The sequence below is a fragment of the Mesorhizobium sp. AD1-1 genome (assembly GCF_020164655.1).
Lineage (GTDB): Bacteria > Pseudomonadota > Alphaproteobacteria > Rhizobiales > Rhizobiaceae > Mesorhizobium > Mesorhizobium ciceri.
The window spans coordinates 148,518-167,153 of the sequence record NZ_JAIUGP010000003.1; the positions used below are offsets into that span (position 1 = coordinate 148,518).

The 18,636-nt window shown below is 62.4% G+C and carries 17 protein-coding genes; 7 read left to right on the forward strand and 10 right to left on the reverse strand.

What is annotated here, in order from left to right; genetic code table 11:
- Position 1: 1 nt before the first annotated feature.
- The 3 genes from urtC to urtA form a co-directional block, all read right to left on the reverse strand.
- Positions 2-1,234 (reverse strand): urea ABC transporter permease subunit UrtC, encoded by a 1,233-nt coding sequence (gene urtC / locus LB519_RS07410; protein WP_224619289.1) that lies wholly within the window; start codon positions 1,232-1,234, stop codon positions 2-4.
- Positions 1,231-2,844: an urea ABC transporter permease subunit UrtB gene (gene urtB, locus LB519_RS07415; RefSeq protein ID WP_224619290.1), complete on the reverse strand. Its 1,614-nt coding sequence runs from the start codon at positions 2,842-2,844 to the stop codon at positions 1,231-1,233. The genes urtC and urtB overlap by 4 nt, the downstream gene beginning before the upstream one ends.
- Positions 2,845-2,941: 97 nt before the next feature.
- Entirely contained in the window at positions 2,942-4,252 is a 1,311-nt protein-coding gene (gene urtA, locus LB519_RS07420) for an urea ABC transporter substrate-binding protein (protein WP_013531849.1), read from the reverse strand.
- Between the two features lie 312 nt (positions 4,253-4,564).
- On the opposite strand from urtA, the gene LB519_RS07425 reads away from it, so the two are divergent.
- Entirely contained in the window at positions 4,565-4,978 is a 414-nt protein-coding gene (locus LB519_RS07425) for a hypothetical protein (protein ID WP_024503521.1), read from the forward strand.
- A 64-nt stretch (positions 4,979-5,042) separates the two neighbouring features.
- Here the strand turns inward: LB519_RS07425 and LB519_RS07430 are convergent, their stop codons facing one another.
- From LB519_RS07430 to LB519_RS07440, 3 genes are all read right to left on the reverse strand, one after another.
- Complete coding sequence (locus LB519_RS07430) at positions 5,043-6,614, reverse strand: GMC family oxidoreductase (RefSeq protein WP_013531851.1); 1,572 nt, start codon at positions 6,612-6,614, stop codon at positions 5,043-5,045.
- Between the two features lie 46 nt (positions 6,615-6,660).
- Positions 6,661-7,191, reverse strand: coding sequence for a gluconate 2-dehydrogenase subunit 3 family protein (locus LB519_RS07435; protein ID WP_224619292.1), 531 nt, complete (start codon positions 7,189-7,191; stop codon positions 6,661-6,663).
- Between the two features lie 81 nt (positions 7,192-7,272).
- Positions 7,273-7,668 (reverse strand): VOC family protein, encoded by a 396-nt coding sequence (locus LB519_RS07440; RefSeq protein WP_027161507.1) that lies wholly within the window; start codon positions 7,666-7,668, stop codon positions 7,273-7,275.
- Between the two features lie 208 nt (positions 7,669-7,876).
- Between LB519_RS07440 and LB519_RS07445 the strand changes: the two genes are divergently transcribed.
- A complete protein-coding gene (locus LB519_RS07445; protein ID WP_013531854.1) occupies positions 7,877-8,182 on the forward strand; it encodes a ribbon-helix-helix domain-containing protein in 306 nt (101 codons plus the stop codon).
- Positions 8,183-8,192: 10 nt separating this feature from the next.
- On the opposite strand, the gene LB519_RS07450 is transcribed toward LB519_RS07445, so the two are convergent.
- Positions 8,193-8,630, reverse strand: a complete 438-nt coding sequence (locus LB519_RS07450; protein ID WP_024503525.1) for a VOC family protein — start codon at positions 8,628-8,630, stop codon at positions 8,193-8,195.
- A gap of 588 nt (positions 8,631-9,218) precedes the next feature.
- On the opposite strand from LB519_RS07450, the gene LB519_RS07455 reads away from it, so the two are divergent.
- Genes LB519_RS07455 through LB519_RS07465 form a run of 3 tightly spaced genes read left to right on the forward strand, consistent with a single transcriptional unit; the run spans position 9,219 to position 12,828 of the window.
- Entirely contained in the window at positions 9,219-9,845 is a 627-nt protein-coding gene (locus tag LB519_RS07455; protein ID WP_224619294.1) for a gluconate 2-dehydrogenase subunit 3 family protein, read from the forward strand.
- 2 nt (positions 9,846-9,847) lie between these two features.
- Positions 9,848-11,614: a GMC family oxidoreductase gene (locus LB519_RS07460; protein ID WP_063173670.1), complete on the forward strand. Its 1,767-nt coding sequence runs from the start codon at positions 9,848-9,850 to the stop codon at positions 11,612-11,614.
- Positions 11,611-12,828 carry a c-type cytochrome gene (locus LB519_RS07465; protein ID WP_127367115.1) on the forward strand — a complete coding sequence of 406 codons (1,218 nt, stop codon included), beginning with the start codon at positions 11,611-11,613 and terminating at the stop codon, positions 12,826-12,828. The genes LB519_RS07460 and LB519_RS07465 overlap by 4 nt, the downstream gene beginning before the upstream one ends.
- A gap of 9 nt (positions 12,829-12,837) precedes the next feature.
- Here LB519_RS07465 and LB519_RS07470 read toward each other — a convergent pair whose 3' ends face one another.
- The gene (locus LB519_RS07470) at positions 12,838-13,545 is read right to left on the reverse strand and encodes a DeoD-type purine-nucleoside phosphorylase (protein ID WP_224619295.1); all 708 of its coding nucleotides are present in this window, start codon (positions 13,543-13,545) and stop codon (positions 12,838-12,840) included.
- Between the two features lie 86 nt (positions 13,546-13,631).
- A complete protein-coding gene (gene cckA / locus LB519_RS07475) occupies positions 13,632-16,205 on the reverse strand; it encodes a cell cycle histidine kinase CckA (RefSeq protein ID WP_024503530.1) in 2,574 nt (857 codons plus the stop codon).
- Between the two features lie 225 nt (positions 16,206-16,430).
- Between cckA and LB519_RS07480 the strand changes: the two genes are divergently transcribed.
- Positions 16,431-17,168: a flagellar biosynthetic protein FliO gene (locus tag LB519_RS07480; protein ID WP_024503531.1), complete on the forward strand. Its 738-nt coding sequence runs from the start codon at positions 16,431-16,433 to the stop codon at positions 17,166-17,168.
- Between the two features lie 184 nt (positions 17,169-17,352).
- On the opposite strand, the gene dksA is transcribed toward LB519_RS07480, so the two are convergent.
- Positions 17,353-17,769, reverse strand: coding sequence for an RNA polymerase-binding protein DksA (gene dksA / locus LB519_RS07485; RefSeq protein ID WP_013531862.1), 417 nt, complete (start codon positions 17,767-17,769; stop codon positions 17,353-17,355).
- 332 nt (positions 17,770-18,101) lie between these two features.
- On the opposite strand from dksA, the gene LB519_RS07490 reads away from it, so the two are divergent.
- Positions 18,102-18,605 (forward strand): SixA phosphatase family protein, encoded by a 504-nt coding sequence (locus tag LB519_RS07490; RefSeq protein ID WP_013531863.1) that lies wholly within the window; start codon positions 18,102-18,104, stop codon positions 18,603-18,605.
- Positions 18,606-18,636 lie beyond the last annotated feature (31 nt).

Sequence of the window (18,636 nt, forward strand, 5' to 3'; positions counted from 1 at the left end):
CTCACTCCGCCGGCTGTGGTTCGGGGTTGCTGGCGGACCAGTCACCTGGCTTTCTCGCCTCGCTGCGCACGACTTTCGCCGGTGGCGGGACGTCGGAGTCGCTGCCGGCTTCCTCGGCAACGGAAGCTGCCCGCAACGCCTTGGCGTTGCCGCGCCAGCTGTCCCACATGCCGATGATGCCCTTGGGCAGCAAAAGCGTGACGGCGACGAACAGTCCACCCAATGCAAACAGCCAGAACTCCGGCAGTACGCCGGTGAACCAGGATTTTCCGGCATTGACCAGCAACGCACCGATGATCGGCCCGACAATGGTGCCGCGCCCGCCGACAGCCGCCCAGACGACGACTTCAATCGAATTGGCCGGCTCGAATTCACCCGGATTGATGATGCCGACCTGCGGCACGTAGAGCGCGCCGGCTATGCCGGCCATGACGGCCGAGACGGTGAAGGCGAACAGTTTCACGTTCTCCGCCCGCCAGCCGAGAAAGCGCGTGCGGCTCTCGGCATCGCGTACCGCCATCAAGAGCTTGCCGTATTTTGAGCCGACGATCGCCCAGGTGACGAAGACGGCAAGTGCCAGCATCACCGCGCTGGCGGCAAACAGCGCCGAGCGCGTCGCGTCGGCCTGCACGTTGAAGCCCAGAATATCCTTGAAATCGGTCAGGCCGTTGTTGCCGCCGAACCCCATATCGTTGCGGAAAAAGGCAAGCAGCAGCGCATACGTCATCGCCTGGGTAATGATGGAGAGATAAACGCCGGTGACGCGGCTGCGGAAGGCGAACCAGCCGAAGACGAAAGCGAGCAGGCCAGGCACCGCGAGCACCATGAGGCCGGCGAACCAGAAATGGTCGAAGCCATACCAGAACCATGGCAGTTCCTTGTAGTTCAGGAACACCATGAAGTCGGGCAAGACGGGATTGCCATAGACGCCGCGCGAGCCGATCTGGCGCATCAGATACATGCCCATCGCATAGCCGCCGAGCGCGAAGAAGGCGCCGTGGCCGAGCGAAAGGATGCCGCAATAGCCCCAGACCAGATCGAGCGCCAAGGCGAGCAGCGCATAGCAGAGATATTTGCCGGTCAGCGCGACGATGTAGGATGGGATGTAGAAGGCGCTGGTAGGAGACACCGCAAGGTTGAGCAACGGCACGATGACGGCCACCGCCAGCAGGATGGAGATCGTAATGGCGATGCGGCGGTCCGCGCCGGCGGCAAAGAAGCGTCCCGTGATCATGCTTCCACCGCCCTGCCCTTGAGCGCGAACAGGCCGCGCGGGCGTTTCTGGATGAACAGGATGATCAGCACCAGCACGACGATCTTGCCGAGCACCGCGCCCGCATAAGGCTCGAGGAACTTGTTGACGATGCCGAGCGAGAAGGCGCCGACCAGCGTGCCCCACAGATTGCCGACGCCGCCGAAGACAACGACCATGAAGCTGCCGATGATGTACCCGCGGCCGAGATTGGGCGAGACGTTGTCGATCTGGCTCAGCGCGACGCCGGCAATGCCGGCAATGCCGGAGCCGAGCGCGAAGGTCAGCGCGTCGACCCACGGCGTCCTGATGCCCATCGAGGCAGCCATGCGCCGGTTGGCGGTGACGGCGCGCATCTGCAGGCCCCAGGGCGTGCGCTTCATCACGTAGAGCAGGATGCCGAAGACAGCGAGCGCGAAAACCAGGATCCACAGGCGGTTCCAGGTGATCGCCAACTGTCCGACATTGAACGAGCCCGACATCCAGGATGGGTTGCCGACCTCCTGGTTGGTCGGCCCGAAGATTGAGCGCACGGCCTGTTGCAGGATCAGCGAGACGCCCCATGTCGCCAGCAGCGTTTCAAGCGGCCGGCCATAGAGGAAGCGGATGACACCGCGCTCGATGATCAGGCCAACCAGGGCCGCGACGAGAAACGCGAGCGGCAGTGCGATGACCAGCGACCAGTCGAACAGGTCCGGGAAGGATGTACGGATCACCTGCTGGACGACGAAGGTCGTGTAGGCGCCGAGCATGACCATCTCGCCATGCGCCATGTTGATGACGCCCATGACGCCGAACGTGATGGCGAGGCCGATTGCCGCCAGCAGCAGCACCGAGCCCAGCGAGATGCCGTACCAGATGTTCTGCCCGGCGTCCCAGAAGGCCAGCGTCGAATTGATGTTGGCGATCGCGGCTGTCGCCGCTTGCCTAACCGCGTCAGTGGAATTCGCCACGACCGAAGTGAGCAGCGAAACAGCATCGCGATCGCCCCGTGCCCCGATAAGCGCGATGGCGGCGAGCTTGTCGGCTTCGGGCCGATCCGAGACAAGAACTGACGCGGCACGGGCCTGTTCGAGCAGAGCCTTGACGCTGGCCACGGCCTCACCGGCGATCGCCGTATCGAGGGGGGCGATATTTGCGGCGTCAGGTGTCTTGAACATGGTGTCGGCGGCGGCGATGCGGACAGCCGGATCCTTGGCGCCGAGCGTCAGCGTGCCCAACGCATCGCGGATGACGCGACGCAGCGTGTTGTTGACCTTGATCTTGGTGATGCCGTCCTTGGCCGCCTCACCCGATGCCTCCCCGCTCAACGGGTCGGAAAGCTGGACGCTCTCGCCCGCTTCCTTGCCGACAAACACCAGGGAATCGGCCTTGCGGACATAGAGGTTGCCGTCGGCAAGTGCCGCAAGCGGCCGCTCCACCGCCGGGTCGCCGGCGGCTGCCAGTTCGTGGACGACGGCTCCGATCTCGGAAAAGCCCTTGGCCGTGGCGAATTTGGCGATGATGCCGCGCAGATCGGTTTCGCCAGCGCCCGATGACGACAGTGTCGCCAGCAGGAACAACAGCATCAAACCCGTGCGGATTAAGGTCATCGGTTTCTGGTAACCCCTGAAGGTTGAAGTGGGCGTCCGGACGGCGGAGGAAGCCGTCCGGACGCGCGCGGTCTGACTGGGTCAGCCCTGGGAGGGATCAGTTCGTGCCCTTGCCGCCGCACTTGCCGGTGGCAACATTAAAGTTGCCGCAGGACAGAGGCGCGCGCCAATCCGAGATCAGGTCCTTGGAATCAGGCAGATAGTCGGACCATTCGTCGCCCATCACCAGGCCCGGCGTGCGCGACACGGTCTCGAACTGGCCGTCGGCCTGGATTTCGCCGATCAGCACCGGCTTGGTGATGTGGTGGTTCGGCATCATCGTCGAATAGCCGCCGGTCAGGTTCGGCACCGACACGCCGATCATGGCGTCGATGACCTTGTCCGGATCGGTGGTGCCGGCCTTCTCGACCGCCTTCACCCACATGTTGAAGCCGATATAATGGGCCTCCATCGGGTCGTTGGTGGTGCGCTTGTCGTTCTTGATGAACTTGTGCCAGTCGGCGATGAACTTCTTGTTCTCGGGCGTATCGATGCTCTCGAAATAGTTCCAGGCGGCGAGATGGCCGACCAGCGGCGCGGTGTCGAGACCTGCAAGCTCTTCCTCGCCGACCGAGAAGGCCATGACCGGAATGTCCTCGGCCTTGATGCCCTGGTTGCCGAGTTCCTTGTAGAACGGCACGTTGGCGTCGCCGTTGACGGTCGAGACGACGGCGGTCTTCTTGCCGGCCGAACCGAACTTCTTGATCGCCGAAACCTCGGTCTGCCAGTCGGAGAAGCCGAACGGCGTGTAATTGACCATGATGTCTTCAGCCGCCACGCCCTTGGCCTTCAGATAGGCCTCGAGGATCTTGTTGGTGGTGCGCGGATAGACGTAGTCGGTGCCTTCCAGCACCCAGCGCTTAACCGAACCGCCGTCCTCGCTCATCAGATAGTCGACCGCCGGGATCGCCTGCTGGTTCGGCGCCGCACCCGTGTAGAACACGTTGCGCTCGCTCTCCTCGCCCTCATACTGGACCGGATAGAACAGGATGTTGTCGAGTTCGGAGAACACCGGCAGCACCGATTTGCGCGACACCGAGGTCCAGCAGCCGAACACCGCCGCAACCTTGTCCTTGGAGATCAGTTCGCGCGCCTTTTCGGCAAACAGCGGCCAGTTGGAAGCCGGATCGACGACGACCGCCTCGAGCTTCTTGCCGAGCAGGCCGCCCTTGGCGTTCTGCTCGTCGATGAGCATCAGCATGGCGTCCTTCAGTGTCGTCTCCGAAATCGCCATGGTCCCCGAGAGCGAATGGAGAATGCCGACCTTGATCGTGTCGTCGGCGGCCTTGGCCGGAGCCGACATCAACAGGCCGGCGGCGACCGCACCAGCCGAAAACATTTTTGTTATTGTCGAGAAATTACCCCTCATATTACGGACTCCCAAGCTAGTTGATTGCACTGCAACACTACAATGCAACCCCCATGCCAACCGCTCCAGCGATCCCGAAAGGGTACAAATAGTTCATAGATATCAGCGCCTTGGATATCGCGGCTTCCAAAACAAAGAGAGCCGGCCAGAACTCGATTGAGGGAAATTTGCGCAGCTTACACAGTTTTTGCCCAATTTTCGCTCATTCTCCCAGACTGCCTAGATTTTGATCTGAATAGCGGCGCCTTGGGCGACCGATGTTGCGGCGCGGTGCAAAAATAGGGCAAGCTCGCTCTTCAAACGAGCGACGTCATGATTTCAGGGATTTCACGCTTTTTCATCGGCATACTGCTTCTGGCCGCAGCAACCGGAGCCGCGCGAGCCGATTTCAGCGATGGCAAGATGCCTGACGGCACCTATCATTGCGAAGTGTACCTGCTTGGCATGTTCCTCAGCCTCGGCGACATCACCATCAAGGGGAACGTCTACAGCGGCCCTGTCTACACCAGCCTCGGCGGCTTCGGCCCCGCTCAGCAAGGGTACAACTACCAAATGGATGCGAACGGCGTGATTTCCTGGCTGGGACCACTGGGCGGCTACACCGCCGGCGGCAACTCGCTGTCGCTGACCCAGGCGACGCTGGACGGCGAAACCGTGCCCTCCTTCGACATCATCATGAAGCAACCCGACGGCGCCTTCACCGCATCGACCTGCACCAAGCAATAAGGCGGCAAGAAAAAGGCGCGGAACCTTGCGGGTTCCGCGCCAGCAGTCCGTCGGGAGGATGTGACTAGATCGTCTTTGCCGACATCTGCGCGGCGATGTAGTCGGCCTGGCGGATCGCCAGCGACACGATCGTCAGGGTCGGGTTTTCGGCGGCCCCGGTGGTGAACTGGCTGCCGTCCGACACGAACAGGTTCTTGATGTCGTGCGCCTGGCCGTGCTTGTTGACGACGCCGTCTTCCGCTTTCTCGCTCATCCGGTTGGTGCCGAGATTGTGGGTCGAGGGATAGGGCGGCGTCGGGAAGGTGCGGGTGGCGCCGACCGCATCGTAAAGTGCCGTAGCCTGTTTGTAGGCGTGGTTACGCATCGCCGTGTCGTTCGGATGGTCGTCGAAATGCACGTCGGCGATCGGCATGCCGTGTGCGTCCTTCTCGTCTGCATGCAGCGTGATGCGGTTCTCCGCGCGCGGCATGTCCTCACCGACGATCCACAGGCCGGCCATGTGGTCGTAGTGATCGAGTGCGGTGGTGAACGAGCGCCCCCAGGCGCCCGGATCGAGGAATGCGGCCATGAACGGCAGGCCGAGCGACAGCGTCTCGAACTCGTAGCCGCCCACGAACCCACGCGACGGATCATGCCGCGCCTCGTCGCGGATGATGCCGGCCATGGTGGTGCCGCGATACATATGCACCGGCCTGTCGAAGATGGCATAGACCGAGCCGGTGGTGTGGCGCATGTAGTTCTTGCCGACCTGGCCCGACGAGTTGGCAAGCCCATCGGGGAATTTTCCCGACGCCGAATTGAGCAGCAGCCTTGGGCTCTCGATCGAGTTGCCGGCAACCGCGACGATGCGCGCCTTCTGCTCCTGCAGCTTGCCGTCCTTGTCGGCGTAGACGACGCCGGTCACCTTTCCGCTGGCGTCGTGGTTGATCTTGATCGCCATGGCATTCGGCCTGACTTCGAGATGGCCTGTCGCCTCGCCCTTGGGGATCTCGGTGTAGAGCGTCGACCATTTGGCGCCCCATTTACAGCCCTGGAAGCAGAAGCCGGTTTGCTGGCAGGAATTACGATCGTCGCGATCGACCGAGTTGATGGCCATGTTGCCGGTGTGGCATTCCTTGTAGCCGAGCTTGTCGGCGCCGGCCTTCAACACCTTGAAATTGTTGTTGCCCGGCAGCCGCGGCCAGTCATTGGTGCCGGTGACGCCCATCTTGGCCTCGGCCTTGGCGTAGTAGGGCTCCATCTCGGCCAGCGTGATCGGCCAATCGAGCAGGTTGGCGCCTTCCAGTTTGCCATAGGTCGAGAGCGTCTTGAACTCGTGCTCCTGGAAGCGCAGCGAAGCTCCCGCCCAATGCGTGGTCGAACCGCCGACCGACTTGACGATCCAGGCCGGCAGGTTCGGAAAATCCTTTGCCACGCGCCAGTCGCCGGACGTGGTGCGCTTGTCGGTCCAGGCGAGCTGGGCGAACGAACCCCACTCGTCATTGACGAAATCCTCGTATTCGTGGCGCGCGCCGGCTTCCAGGATGACGACGTCGACACCCTTCTGGGCAAGTTCGTTGCCGAGCGTGCCGCCGCCGGCGCCCGAACCGATGATGACGACCACGCCGTCGTTGTTCAGATCAAATGAAGCTGCCATGGTTTCCTCCCATGATTTCTGTTTGCGGGTTCAGGAACGACGGGGCTCAGAGCCACTCGATGTCGTCGAAACCGCGCGCGATGTAGCCGCCCTTGGAATAGGACTCGCCCTCGTAGCCGAAGATCGGCCACACCTCTTTCTGGTTGTAGAGGCCGACCACAAGGCCGCCTCTGATGGCCTGGAAAAACGGCGTCGCCTCGATCTGCTTCAGCACGCCGACGCGCTGGTCCTCCCAGCCGAGGCCGCGATAGCCGCCGCCACCGGATTTCTTGTCGAGGTCGGCGACGCCATCCTCGAGCATCGCCTTGTAGGCGGCGTCCTTGCCGGCCTGCTCGTCATGACCTTTCACGGCAATGGCGTAGTATTTGTCCGGCACCTGATCGTGCGGATAGATGTCGCGCGCCATCTGGATCAGCGTCGCCATGGTTTCGGGCTTGAGTGCCGATGTCTCGAGCCCCCAGGCATGTTCAGGACTGATGACGGCGCTACCGGAGATGACGAGCAGCGCGCCGATGCCGCCGCGTTTGAGAAGCTCGCGACGTGAAAGCCCGGGCTTCGCGTCATAGATCGTGACCATTTTATTCCTCCCTGCTTGCTATGTGCACTGTTGAGAGTGCGTTTGCTGGCGCCGCACCTGCCGGCGCGACTGCTATGTCTCCTATTGGAAGCGACCTCCGCGCTGCAGAACCTCGATCTTGTAGCCGTCGGGGTCCTCGATGAAGAAAAAGCGGGCGATCAGCGATCCGTCGCGGTTGAACTCGACGATCTTCTTCGGATTCAGGCCAAGCGCACCGAGACGGTCATGTTCGCTGTCGAGGTCGGCGACGGAGACAGCGAAGTGACCGTAGCCGTCGCCGAGCCCGTAAGCTTCCTGCCGATCCTTGTTCACGGTCAGTTCGAGCTCGAACCCTGCCTCGGCATTGCTGAGGTAAAGGAGCGTGAACGTCTCGAAATCCAGCCTGTCGGCGACATTGAGCCCGAAGGCGTTTCTGTAGAAATCGACCGATCGGGTCTCGTCGAGAACCCGGATCATACTGTGGATCGCCTTGGCCAAATCAGTCTCCGCGCTGGTGTGGAGGCGATTATGCGCGGCGCGGACAAAAGGTGGTGGCAGCCGGTTACCACGGCCGCAGCCGCGAACGGGACGAAAGTCCGATTGCCGGACCGGCAATTTTGCCCGAGAATACGTGTGGGGACAGGTCAAGCAGTATCAAACTGCACGCCCGTCCACCCAAGACCAACAATCATGGGAGGTTTGTCGGATGTGCAGGGTGTTTGCGGGCCAGGACCCCGAAGGCTATCGCCAGATCAACCGCTCGATTCGCATCGACGGTCACTCGACCAGCATCCAGCTCGAAGCGACGTTCTGGGCGTTGCTTGACGAGATCGCCGAAAACCAGAACCTGACGACGCCGAAATTCATCTCCAAGCTCTATGACGAAGCCATAGAGATCAACGGCGCCATCCCGAACTTTGCGTCGATGCTGCGCACCACCTGCGCGCTCTATCTGCGCGGCCATCGGCCGGGGATGGATGAGCAGATGGTGCCGAAACGGGAGGCTGCTTAGCGCATTGCGCTCAGCTGAGTTCTTGCGCGAGCCCGATGAGAAGCCCTCCGGGCCCTCGAATGTAGCAGAGCCGGTACACGTCTCTATACTGGACGACTTCGCCTTCGAGCCGCGCACCGCGATTGCGGAGCCTTTCAAGCGTCCCGTCAATGTCGTCCACGGCGAACATGACGCGGAGGTAGCCGAGGGCGTTAACCGGGGCGTTGCGGTGATCCGAGACGACAGGCGGCGTGAGGAAGCGGGACAGTTCGAGCCGGCTGTGGCCGTCCGGCGTCCGCATCATGGCAATCTCGACGCGTTGATCGCCCAGTCCAGTGACACGTCCGGCCCATTCTCCTTCGATCGTGGCCCGCCCTTCGAGCTCAAGGCCGAGCTCGCCAAAGAAACCAATCGTCTCTTCGAGGTCATCGACGACGATTCCTATGTTGTCCATCCGTTTGAGCGCCATGTGTTCAGTCTACAAGGCGTCGTCCAGGTCGTAAACTCATTAGGCTGCTTGCCAGCTGAGCAGGTATGATCAAGGGGTCCGGAACGCCTCGTGATACGTCGCGGTGGCGCCCTGGTGTCGACCACTACCTCGAACGCCAGCCGGTCTGTGGCTGTCCCTGATTCATGCCTGATGGCACGATGCTGTTTCTATCGGTCCAGTATCCGGCCGCGTATGCCAGGACGCTCTGCAAGAGGCGACGCTGCAGCCCAAGTTCCGGGCGAAAACCGGCTTCCAACAGCACAAGCAGACCTGGTCGACAGTAGACCAAACCCTCGCTAACGATTTTGTGATGTGGTTGACGAGCTCATTTTCATCTCGCAGTCTATCGGCATTCGATCTGCGGCTTAACCTAACTATCGTTGTCATGAATACTTGGGCATCACTTCCCAAGCGCGCTCTCTTATTTTTGAGATTCCTAATATGAACCGTCGCAACCCTGTCCGAATGAATCGGCGTCTTTTCCTGTCCTCGGTCGCAATGTTTACGGCAACCGCGACATCGGCCGGTTTTGCGCGATCGTTCTCGGGCACTTTGCCCTGGACGCCAATGGCATCCGATCCACCGACGCAGGTCGTGGCAGGCGGCTGGCACTTTTTCTCGGCCCAGGAAGCAGCCCTAGTCGAGGCGATCGTCGACCGCATCATTCCGGCCGACGAGCTCAGCATGGGCGGCAAGGAAGCCGGTTGCGCCGTCTATATCGACAGGCAGTTGATGGGGGCGTTCGGTGCGTCGAGCCGGCTTTACACGCAAGGCCCGTTTCTGCCTGGACTGCCCACCCAGGGCTATCAGGGCGAGGCCAATCCGGCGCAGCGTTACCGCACCGGGCTTGCCGCCATCGACGCTTTCCTGAAACAGCGGGACGGCAAGACATTCGTCGAGCTCGCACCGGCCGAACAGGATGCCTTCCTGACGGCTATGGAGGCCGGGAAGGTCGACCTGCCCAATGGCGTCAAGGGGCCGGGTTTCTTCGGGCTTCTGCTGCAGAACACCATGGAGGGGTTCTTTGCCGACCCCGTCTATGGCGGCAACAAGGACATGGTCTCGTGGCGCATGCTTGGTTTTCCAGGCGCCCGCTACGACTATCGCGACCATGTCAGCAAACACAATCAGCCATATCCGCAGCCGCCTGTCTCGATCATCGGGCGCCCCGAATGGCTCGGCAAAGGCGCCTGATCATGACCAACATACTGCCTCGCAAAGACGTCGTGATCGTCGGCCTCGGCTGGACGGGATCCATTCTGGCGCACGAATTGACCGATCAGGGCCTGGACGTGGTGGCTATAGAACGCGGCCCCTGGCGCGATACGGCAACCGATTTCAACATCGGCTACGCGCAGGATGAGTTGCGCTACAGCATCCGGCGCGACCTCTTCCTGCAGCCCGCCGTGGAAACCATGACGGTGCGCAACGACCCGTCGCAGAAGGCGCTGCCGATGCGCGATTTCGGCTCCTTCCTCCCCGGCAACGGCGTCGGCGGCGCCGGCGTCCACTGGAACGGCCACACCTGGCGGTTCTGGGATTCAGATTTTCAGATAAAGACCAATCTGACGAAGAAATATGGTGCATCGAGAATCGCCGATCTCCAGGTCGAGGACTGGGGCGTGACCGGCGCGGAGATGGAGCCCTATTACGACCAGTTCGAGTATCTGGCAGGCATCTCGGGCAAGGCCGGCAATATCAAGGGGCAGTTGCAGGAAGGCGGCAATCCGTTCGAGGATCCAAGGTCGCGGGATTATCCGAACCCGCCGATGCAGATGACCTACGCGCCAACCCTGTTCGCCGAGGTCGGCCGGTCGATCGGCCTGCATCCCTTCCCGACCCCATCCGCCAACATGTCGCGGGCCTATGTCAACCCGCTCGGCATCGCCATGGGTCAATGCACCTATTGCGGATTCTGCGAACGCTTCGGCTGTGCCAACTATTCGAAGTCGAGCGCCCAGACCACCGTCCTTCCGGTGCTGATGAAGAAGTCCAATTTCGAAGTCCGCACCGACAGCGAGGTACTGCATGTCGATCTGGCTCCCGGAGGCAAGTCGGCGCGCGGCGTGACCTACGTCGATACCTCAGGCGAGGAGTACTTCCAGCCGGCCGATCTGGTGCTGCTGTGCGCCTACGGCCTGCACAATGCCCGGCTGATGATGCTGTCCGGCATCGGCAAGATCTACGACCCCGGCAGCGGCGAAGGAACGGTTGGGCGCAATTACTGCTACCAGACAAACGCCGGCGTGCAGGTGTTCTTCGACGACAAGAACTTCAACCCGTTCATCGCCGCAGGCGCGCTCGGCCAGACGATCGACGATTACAATGGTGACGCGTTCGACCACGGCGCGCTGGACTTCGTCGGCGGTGCGGGCATCAACTGCATTCCCACCAACGGGCGCCCGATCGGAACCAGGCCGACCCTGCCCGGCACGCCGAAATGGGGCAGCGCCTGGAAGAAGGCAACGGTCGAGGGCTACAAGAGCACGCTTGGCTACTCGTCCCAGGGAAGCAGCTACGCGACGCGCAACAACTACCTCGACCTCGACCCGACCTACAAGGACCGTTTCGGGCGGCCGCTGATGCGCATGACGTTCGATTTTCCCGACAACGACATCCGCATGTCGAACTATGTCTGCGACCGGATGGAGGAAATCGCCAAGGCGCTCGGCGGAAAGCAGTACGCCGTCAGCCGCCGCAAGAAAGGCTGGGACAGCGTCCCCTACCAGAGCACCCACAATACGGGCGGCGCCATCATGGGAACGGACCCGAAGAAGAGCGCGGTCAACACCTTCCTCCAGAGCTGGGACGTCCCCAATGTCTTTGTCATCGGTGCGTCGGCCTTCCCGCAGAATGCCGGCAAAAATCCGACAGGAACGGTCGGCGCGCTCGCTTTCCGCGCCGCCGATGCCATCCGCAATCAATATCTGCGCAATCCCGGTGCACCCCTGGTGCAGGCATGAACAAGCTCGTTCTCACGCTCGCCATCGGTGCTGCGGCCCTCACTGGCGGCCCGGCATGGAGTGCCGACCAGGCGGACCAGATCATACGTGGACAGTATCAGGCGGTGCTCGGCGACTGTGCAGGCTGTCATACGCGAGCCGAGGGCAAACCGCTGGCCGGCGGCCTGCCGCTCGAAACGCCGTTCGGCGCGCTTGTGCCGCCCAACATAACGCCTGACCGCGAGACGGGCATCGGCAGTTGGTCGGAAGCCGACTTCCGCAGCATGATGAAGTCAGGCATCGGCCACAATGGTGTGCGGCTCTACCCCGCAATGCCCTACCCCGCCTATACCAGGATGAACGATCGGGACATTTCCGACTTGTGGGCCTATCTGACGACGGTTCAACCGGTATCGAACAAGGTCGAAGCCAATCAGCTGCCGTTCCCGTTGAACATCCGGCTGGCGATGCTGGGCTGGAATGCCCTCAACTTCACCGAAGCAAGCTTTCAGCCGGATCCCTCCAAGTCGGCGGAGTGGAATCGCGGCGCTTATATCGTCCAGGGCGCGGGCCATTGCGGCACCTGCCACTCGCCCAAATCTTTCCTTGGCGCCGATAAGGACAGCGAGTTCCTGCAAGGTGCCTCCCTGCAGGGCTGGTTTGCCCCCGACATCACCAACAATGCGCAATCGGGCCTGGGCAAGTGGTCGGAAGAGGATTTGGTGAAATACCTCAAGACCGGCGTCAATGCGCATTCGATTGCCTCCGGTCCGATGGCGGAGGCCATCGAGAACTCCACGTCGAAAATGACCGATCCCGATCTCAAGGCGGTTGCAGTCTACCTCAAGAGCCTGGGCTCGGATGTCGACAGCGCCCAACCGGCAAAGCCTGACGCAACACGGATGACCGCGGGCGAGGCAATCTATCGCGACAATTGCTCGGCCTGCCATGGTGGAGATGGTGCCGGGTCAGGCGCGCTTTTCCCTTCCCTTGCCGGCAATTCGATCGTCGCGCAGGGCAGTTCCGAAACACTGGCACGGCTCGTCCTTGCCGGCAGCCAGGCCGTGCACACGGCCGATGCACCGACGACGCCCGCCATGCCTTCCCTGGCCTGGCGCCTGAAAGACCAGGAGGTCGCCGACGTCTTGACCTATGTGCGCGCCAGTTGGGGCAACGCGGCTCCTGCAGTCTCGTCCGGCGATGTCGCCGCCGTACGCAAGGGATTGACCCAGTAGACCCGGACTCTAGCTCTCTGCTGCGACGGCCAGCGCCAGACGGCTCATGTCGGTGAAAAGCGCCTGGCGCTCGGAATAGTCGGTCTGTTCGCCGGTCTCGATGTTGTCCACCACGACACACATCGACAGCGCACGTGCTCCGAAATGCTCCGATATGCCATAGAGCGCGCTGGTTTCCATATCCACGGCCAGGGCTCCTTGCGCCCGTGCATCGGCAAAACGGGCACGCCCATCCGGGTGATAGAAGATGTCGCTGCAGACCGTCAGGCCGACATGATGGTCGATGCCAAATTCCACCGCCTTGGCCCGTGACGATGCGAGGAGCGCCGGGTCCGGGCCAGCCGGTCCATAAAGGCCGAAAACCTGGCCGCTCTGGGCGCTTTCCGCCTGTGCCGATTGCGAGATGACAAGGCTGCGCAGCTTTGCCTTTGCGGTCAGGCTGCCGCAGGTGCCGGTACGGATCAGCGTCCGGGCGCCATAATGGTCCAGCAGTTCATGCGCATAGATCAGAAACGATGAAACGCCGATGCCCGTCGCCTGAATGCTGATGGACTTGCCACGAAACAAGCCGGTGAAGCCAAGCGTGCCGCGTCGGCGATTGATGCAGCGCGGCGCTTCCAGGAACGTTTGCGCCATCCATTCGGCGCGCTGCGGGTCGCCCGGCAACAACACCGTGTCGGCATAGTCGTCCTTGCCCGCTTCGTTGTGCGGCGTCACCGGTTGCTCCCCTAAGCCTTCCTGCCGTTCACCCTTCAATCATGGCGTTGTCACGGCGTTGCGCAAGGAGGAACATGGGGAAGGCTCTAGGACTCCAGCACGTCCTTGACGATCGTGGCCAGTTGCTTGAGCGAAAACGGCTTGGGCAGGAAGCCGAAATGCGCATCTGCCGGCAAGTTTCTAGCGAATGCGTCCTCGGCATAGCCGGACACGAAGACGAATTTGATGTCGGGCTGGCGCTTGCGCAATTCGCCGAGCAGCGTCGGCCCGTCCATTTCCGGCATCACCACGTCGGAAACGACGATATCGACCTTGCCGCCCAGCGCCTCGAACACTTCCAGCGCCTCGACGCCCGACGATGCCTCGTGCACGGTGTAGCCACGCGAGGTCAGCGCCCGCATGCCGCCCATGCGCACGGCATCCTCGTCCTCGACGAGCAGCACCGTGGCCGAGCCCGACAGATCCTTGGCCGGATCGGCGACCTTTGCCGGCGCCGCCGGCGCATCGCCGGGCTCGCCTGCCTTTTTCGCTTCGGCGATGTGACGCGGCAGGAAAATGCGGAAAGTCGAGCCTTTGCCGACTTCGGAATCGCAGAAGATGAAGCCGCCGGTCTGCTTGATGATGCCGTAGACCATCGACAGGCCAAGGCCGGTGCCTTTGCCGACTTCCTTGGTGGTGAAAAAGGGCTCGAATATCTTCTTCAGCACGTCGGGCGCGATGCCGCTGCCGGTGTCCTCGACTTCGACCACGACATAGTCCGCCGGGGCGAGTTCGCGGTAGGAAAAGGCCTTGCACTCCTCGGCGGTTACATTGCGGGTGCGCACGGTCAGATCGCCGCCCGCCGGCATAGCATCGCGCGCGTTGACCGCAAGGTTGACCACCACCTGTTCGAACTGCCCGATATCGACCTTGACCGGCCACAGGTCGCGGCCATGGTCGACCTTCAGCTTGATGTCGTTGCCGACAAGGCGGGCCAGCAGCATCCTGAGATCGGCGAGCACGTCGGTCAGGTTGAGCACTTCCGGCCGCAATGTCTGCTTGCGCGAGAAGGCCAGAAGCTGCCGCACCAGCGAAGCCGCCCGGTTGGCATTCTGCTTGATGTTCATGATGTCTGGGAAGGACGGGTCCGACGGGCGGTGATTGGTCAACAAAAGGTCGGACGCCATGATGATGGCGGTCAGCACATTGTTGAAATCATGCGCGATGCCGCCGGCAAGCTGGCCGACTGCCTGCATCTTCTGGCTTTGCGCCATCTGCCCTTCCAGCGCCTTCTGCTCCGTTGTCTCGACGGCGTAGACGATGGCCGACTCCTCGGCGCCCTCGCCGCCGGTGCCGTCAGCGACGGCGTTGACGTAGAAGCGGATGTGCCGTTCGTCGTTGCCGGGCAGAAGCGTGTCGATCGGCTCGATGTCGGCCTGCCGCTGCTGCGCTTTCTCGAAGGCAGCCGCGAAGGCCGGCCGGTCGCGTTCGTGGATTACCGTGTCGAGCCGCACGCGACGGTCGACGGCGTCGCGATCGACCACAGACGAAAACAACGACAAAAACGGCGCATTGGTGCGCAGGATGCGTCCGTTGTGGTCGACGCCGGCGATTGCCATCGGTGTCGAGTTGAAGAAGCGGGTGAAGCGCACTTCCGAAGCCCGCAAATCGGCAGAGGCATCCTCGCCTTGCGTGCGGTTGAGCACGATCGTGCGTGTCGGCCCATTCAATCCTTCGCGGCTGGCCGAAACGCGGTGCATGAAGCGCACCGGCAGCGCTTCGCCCGTCATGGTCGTCAAATCGAGATCGATCACCGCGTTGCGTGTGGTGCCGGGGTCGGCCTTGACCGAGCGGACCAGCGCCATGCCGTCGCCGGCCACGATCTCCGACAGAGACACGGCGCCGGGCGTGAAGCTGGTGAGGTCGATGCCCAGCCATTCGGCGAGCGTGGCGTTGATGTAGGTGACGCGGCCCTCCTGGTCGGCCGAAAAGAAGCCGGCCGGCGCGTGGTCGAGGTGATCGATCGCCTTCTGCAGATCGAGGAAGAAGCGCTCCTGCTCGGCCCGCTCCTGCGAGATGTCGGCAAGCTGCCAGGCCAGCATCGGCAGCCGCTGGCCCGGAACGCTGAAGGCGCGGGCGCGCGCGCGGTACCAGCGGGCGCCCGGCTCGGCACCGGGCCGAATGGACTGTGCGAGCCTAAACTCGCCGTCGCCCGGCTGGCCGTCGCGAAGGCCGGACGCCAGGCGATAGATCGTCACCGAGGCTTCGGGGACATCCGAGAGCAATCCCTCGACGGTCTTCAGGTCGGCAGCAGACGATGCTCCGGTCATATCCGCATAGGCGCGGTTGGCATAGACGACGCGGCCCTTGGTGTCGGTGACGAGAAGCCCCTGCGACATCGAATCGACGAAGGATTTCGACAGTTCGTCGCCTGTCGAGCGTGGCGTGACCTGCACGAAGCCGATCGCCGTCGCGAACAGGAAGCCGACGCCGATCATCGCCAGCACGCCGAGCATGCCGAGCAGGAAAGGATCGCCGAGGCGCTCGCGGAAAAGACCGAAGACGATCGCCGCCCCCGTCAGAACGACGATGAAAATGATAAGCCGGGTAACCGCGCCCGGTCGCGTATTCTGGTCGACGATCGGTACCGGATAGAAATCGCCGCGCGCTTCCTTGGCCATGTGCCCCCTGCTCGTGAATTCCGGTGTTCCGACACCCGCCCCGTACCGGGTTGAATCACATTCTCCTAGTCCGGAAAAGGCCTGGGCGGCAAATGTCGGATAAAAATGATGTCTTCCGGCCTTCGGAGTTTTTCAAGCTGTTCAACAGCGTGAAACGCAACTTGCGGTGGCCCGCTGCAACGGTCTAGTGTCTTATCACTTCCAAGGGGCGATCAGGGGAAACCAATGCAATGGCTCGATAGCGTGGCAGGTCCCGGTTATGCCGCAGCATTGTTGTGGACGTTTGCAGCGCTCGTCCTGCTGGTCATCGTTCTCGTCATCGTCAAGCTGGTGCGCAACCTGACATTCGGAACGTTCGTCGCCGGCGGCCGGAACCGCAAGACGCGACTGGCCGTCATGGATGCCACCGCCGTCGACAGCCATCGCAGGTTGGTGCTGATACGCCGCGACGACATCGAACATCTGCTTCTGATCGGCGGTCCGACCGACGTCGTCGTCGAGCGCGATATCCGGCTTTCGGCGCCGCGCCGGCCGGCATTGACTGGAGATGGCGGCTTGCAGCCGGTTCCGGCCGCCGCTCCGACAAGGCCGCGTCCGCCGCAACCCGCTCCGCCGCCGCTGAGACAGGCACCCGCTCCACAGCCGGTGAATACGACGCCGCCCGCCCGCCCCCGTCCGACAGCGCCGCCGGCACCTGCACCGAAGCCGGCAACGCAAAGCTACCAGCCGACCAATGTCACGCCGTTGCCCGCCTACGGCTCCGCCAACGCCAACACCGCCCGGCACGCCCCGCCACCACCGCAGCCGGTGCAGGACAGCATCGACGACACGCTGATGAGAGAACTTGAAGTATCACTGGACCAGCCCCGTTCGGGCGGCCAGGTGGGCAAGCCGGCGGCGCCGCAGTCGCTCGACGACGAGATGACCAAGCTTCTCGGTGAACTCTCCAGCCAGAAGAAATGAGCGACCGCCGGGTCGCTATCCCCGCGAAACACCGTCGCCGGTCGGCTGCCGAACCACCTCGTCCGAAGCGCCGAGGGTTTTCGATCTTCGCGCGCCCTGAGCGGTGGATGCCGCACCAATGAAAATGGCCGGAAAACCGGCCATTTTCAGAATCGAGTTCGTTCGAGACAGCCGGCCGTGAGCTTCAGTCGTCGCGATAGACTTTTTCGCGGCGCTCATGCCGCTCCTGCGCTTCGATCGACAATGTCGCGATCGGACGTGCATCGAGCCGCTTCAGCGCGATCGGCTCGCCGGTTTCTTCGCAATAGCCGTAGGTGCCTTCGTCGATGCGCTGCAGGGCGGAATCGATCTTTGCAATGAGCTTGCGCTGACGGTCGCGGGCCCTGAGTTCGATGGCACGGTCGGTTTCCGAAGAGGCGCGATCGGCCAGATCGGGATGGTTGGCGTTTTCTTGCTGCAGGATTTCCAGTGTTTCGCGCGCTTCGCGCAATATGTCATTCTTCCAGGTGACGAGCTTTGAGCGGAAGTAGGATTTCTGCCGCTCGTTCATGAACGGCTCGTCTTCGGAGGGTACGTAATCGGCGGTAACGATGTCGTTCATTCGACTCACCCAAACTGCCCCAAATTTGGCGCCTATATATTCGTCGTCCGACGCCTGCACAAGCGCAATCGGCCGCTGTTTCACGCAATTGTTAAAGTACCTGGGCACGCGTCTTTGCAGCCGCGTACGGTCGCTTTGGTACAAACTCCGCCGCGACACTTTGGATCCGGTGACGCATATTTTCCCTGATCGCGGTGACCCCGGGGCCGATATGCAAGCGCCTTTTGCAGCAGCCAGCGTTGGCTGATTCGCCGTGTTTGAAGAGCACGGGCCATTGTGCGCGACGCCGTTCTCGTGGCTAATCCCGGAAGGCTTCGGCATTCGGAGGTTGGGTGAGCAGGCTTTATCTGTTGCGACATGCCAAGGCAGGCTGGGCATTGCCCGGCATGCGCGATTTCGACCGTCCGCTCGATGCGTCCGGCCGCGCCGATGCCGAAATGATGGGCGCCGCCATGCGCTCCCGCCTCTATGTTCCGGACCGGACGCTGTGCTCCAACGCCAAACGCGCCAAAGAGACGCTGGAAGGCCTGGCCGGCCAGACCGACACCGGCCGGGTCCTGTTCTTCGACGGGCTCTACAGCGCGGACGCGGCCGGTTATCTCAACCTTATCAGGAACAATGGCGGATCGGGCTCGTTGCTGGTCATCGGCCACAACCCGATGATGGAAGACCTTGCCATGGCAGTTTCGGGCGGCGGCGACGAGGCTGCGCGGGCCACACTGAACCATGGGTTCCCGACCGCGGGCCTGGCGGTCGTCCGCTTCGACGGCGATCTTGCCAGCGCCGCCCAAGGCACCGGCTATCTCGAAGCGTTCCTGACGCCGGCCGATCTCTGAAGCCATTTCAAAGCCTTGTCGCAGCGCCTAT

What these genes read in the sequence shown, in the direction of transcription:
- LB519_RS07435 (WP_224619292.1), bottom strand. Translation starts at nt 7,191, where the DNA reads ATGGTCACGATCTATGACGCGAAGCCCGGGCTTTCACGTCGCGAGCTT.
- LB519_RS07445 (WP_013531854.1), top strand. Translation starts at nt 7,877, where the DNA reads ATGTGCAGGGTGTTTGCGGGCCAGGACCCCGAAGGCTATCGCCAGATC.
- urtA (WP_013531849.1), bottom strand. Translation starts at nt 4,252, where the DNA reads ATGAGGGGTAATTTCTCGACAATAACAAAAATGTTTTCGGCTGGTGCG.
- cckA (WP_024503530.1), bottom strand. Translation starts at nt 16,205, where the DNA reads ATGGCCAAGGAAGCGCGCGGCGATTTCTATCCGGTACCGATCGTCGAC.
- LB519_RS07480 (WP_024503531.1), top strand. Translation starts at nt 16,431, where the DNA reads ATGCAATGGCTCGATAGCGTGGCAGGTCCCGGTTATGCCGCAGCATTG.
- LB519_RS07465 (WP_127367115.1), top strand. Translation starts at nt 11,611, where the DNA reads ATGAACAAGCTCGTTCTCACGCTCGCCATCGGTGCTGCGGCCCTCACT.
- LB519_RS07430 (WP_013531851.1), bottom strand. Translation starts at nt 6,614, where the DNA reads ATGGCAGCTTCATTTGATCTGAACAACGACGGCGTGGTCGTCATCATC.
- LB519_RS07460 (WP_063173670.1), top strand. Translation starts at nt 9,848, where the DNA reads ATGACCAACATACTGCCTCGCAAAGACGTCGTGATCGTCGGCCTCGGC.
- LB519_RS07450 (WP_024503525.1), bottom strand. Translation starts at nt 8,630, where the DNA reads ATGGCGCTCAAACGGATGGACAACATAGGAATCGTCGTCGATGACCTC.
- dksA (WP_013531862.1), bottom strand. Translation starts at nt 17,769, where the DNA reads ATGAACGACATCGTTACCGCCGATTACGTACCCTCCGAAGACGAGCCG.
- LB519_RS07455 (WP_224619294.1), top strand. Translation starts at nt 9,219, where the DNA reads ATGGCATCCGATCCACCGACGCAGGTCGTGGCAGGCGGCTGGCACTTT.
- urtB (WP_224619290.1), bottom strand. Translation starts at nt 2,844, where the DNA reads ATGACCTTAATCCGCACGGGTTTGATGCTGTTGTTCCTGCTGGCGACA.
- LB519_RS07425 (WP_024503521.1), top strand. Translation starts at nt 4,565, where the DNA reads ATGATTTCAGGGATTTCACGCTTTTTCATCGGCATACTGCTTCTGGCC.
- urtC (WP_224619289.1), bottom strand. Translation starts at nt 1,234, where the DNA reads ATGATCACGGGACGCTTCTTTGCCGCCGGCGCGGACCGCCGCATCGCC.